Consider the following 2,280-nt stretch of genomic DNA (forward strand, 5'->3'; position numbering starts at 1 on the left):
CTTATCGGCCATAATGTAATTCGGCACCAGCGTCACTTGGAATGGCATGAGCATCGTCAAGACATAGACGAGAAACAAGTGATCCCGGCCGCGAAATTGCAGCTTGGAGAACGCGTATGCAGCCAGTGCTGCTACAAGGGTCTGCCCTGCGATGATTGGCACCACCATAAATACCGAATTCCAGAACATCATCAGATATCTAGGACTGCCCACCAACACCTTGCCATACTGCTCCAAGGTCACTTGATCCGGCAGCAATTTTAAATTCACGTAAGGATTTGTTCTCCCTGCAGCCGCCTTGTTCATCTGTCCTATGGGTCCGTAATTGATACCAATTTCCTTTTCTGTCATGAGCGAATTTGTGAAAGTGATAACAATCGGGAATAATAATAGGACTGCTATAATGACCATGACGACCGTTAACGCACTTTTTTGTAATATTTTAGTAACTAGCATGACCTGCCTTCCCCCTATTCCATGAACTTCCGATGCCGGCGTTCAAGCGCAAACAATCCCATAACGATCAGAAGAATACAGCCGACCATCAAGGTCGACGCGGCAGTCAGCTTCTGAATATCCAACGACGTGAACATGTTGTTCATATAGTGCTGCATCATGTATATACTGTCATGCGGATAATCGCCTGCGATCAAATACGTTTCCCGAAATACTTTAAACGAATTAATGATCGACATAATGACTACAAAAAATATCGTGGATGTTAGATAAACAAGTGTAATACTGCCAAACTGCCGTAAACGCCCTGCCCCTTCAATTTGGGCGGTTTCGTAATAATCCTTCGGGATTTGCTGCAGTCCCGCCAAGAATAAAATTACGTTATAGCCGATGTTCTTCCATAAATAAACGACAATGATTACATTTCGGGCCGCATCGGTCTTCATCCAATCCACACGTTCGAAGCCGAAGCCGCTTAGCCAGGCGTTCAGAGAGCCGTTCCAATCGAACAGCATCTGCCAGATCAGAATAATCGAGGCGACTGGAACGACAAGTGGCAGCACATATGCAGTTCGCAGCCAATTGCGAAGATATATATTTTTATTCAACAGCATCGCCAAACCTAACGACAGCGCAAGGATAAGCGGAACACTAACCGCGCTAAAATAAAACGTATTGGATGACGCCTTTCGGAAGGAATTGCTCGCAAGCAGCTCGCGATAATTATCCAATCCAACAAATTGGCCGTCGACCGTACTGTCCATGAAGGAGTAGAACAATCCCATGGCAAATGGAATAAGGTAGAACAACGCAAATCCGACAACGCTTGGTGCTAGAAATATCCACGCAGCCGATGAATCCTTGCGAATCCATTTTTTTATTTTTTTCTTCATAATGAAGCCATACCAAAAACCCCACATCTTCATTTCAGCACCTCCCGCCATTCATTCAGAATAGGGTAGACTGTTAAATAAAGAAGTGGGGTAAAAATAAAATTTTCCTAAAATCATCGGCACAATAGTTAACTGAGTCCTTCGGATACGATTATTTGCGGGAAACGGACTTCAAAGAGCGTACGAATCACACTGCTTTGGGCTGAAATTGTGCCTTGATGCTGCGTTACAATATTCTTCGCAATGGACAAGCCAAGGCCGGTGCTCCCCTCACGATGAGTTCGCGCTTTATCGCCGGAAAAAAACATATCGAAGATATGCGGCAGTTCTTCCGGGGGAATACAATCTCCATAATTGACCACTTGAATCACCACATTTTCTGCATCAAGATTGCAATTAATGTCTATAAGCTGACCATCTTTTCCATAGCGAATGGCATTCGTCAGAAGATTTTCAAATACGCGTGCCAACAGCTCTCCGTCACCCCAAATAGTCATATGCGGAGTCACATTCAATCGGGTTTCCAGGTTGTTTTTCTCAAGAACAGGGTACAGCTCCTCATTTAATTGGATGAGAAGCTCACTCAGATCGATCGGCTTTTTTTCAATGGTAAGCTTGCCATAGTTCATTCGAGTGATTTCGAATAGCTCGTCAATGAGCTTTTCTAAACGTTGAGACTTGGTATAAGCAATGCTCGTATAATGCTTGATTTGTTCTGCCGTGAGTTGATCGTCCTGAATAATGAAATCCAAATAACCTAAAACCGAAGTCAACGGCGTACGCAAATCATGAGCCAAATTCAAGACCAATTGTTCCTTACTGTATTCTGCAAAATCTCCTCTCTCCAWAGCTTGCTGCAATTTTTCACTTGCCAGATTGATGTCTCTCGCAATATCCCCGAATTCATCATTGGATGGAATATGTATACGAT

Annotated in this window: 3 protein-coding genes; all 3 read right to left on the reverse strand. The window is 43.8% G+C overall.

Annotated elements, in window-relative coordinates; translation table 11 throughout:
* The coding region (locus AC1DWB_RS33810) for an ABC transporter permease family protein (protein ID WP_477545460.1) at positions 1–456 on the reverse strand (456 nt) is incomplete at its 3' end.
* Positions 457–470: 14 nt separating this feature from the next.
* Complete coding sequence (locus tag AC1DWB_RS33815; protein ID WP_477545462.1) at positions 471–1,376, reverse strand: carbohydrate ABC transporter permease; 906 nt, start codon at positions 1,374–1,376, stop codon at positions 471–473.
* A 101-nt stretch (positions 1,377–1,477) separates the two neighbouring features.
* Positions 1,478–2,280: sensor histidine kinase (locus AC1DWB_RS33820; protein WP_477545461.1), on the reverse strand; the 803-nt coding region annotated here is incomplete at its 5' end.

The sequence above is a fragment of the Paenibacillus sp. P4_E11 genome (genome assembly GCF_056401635.1).

Excerpts from the sequence above, each read along its gene's own strand:
- AC1DWB_RS33815 (WP_477545462.1), bottom strand. The coding sequence starts at position 1,376 with ATGTGGGGTTTTTGGTATGGCTTCATTATGAAGAAAAAAATAAAAAAA.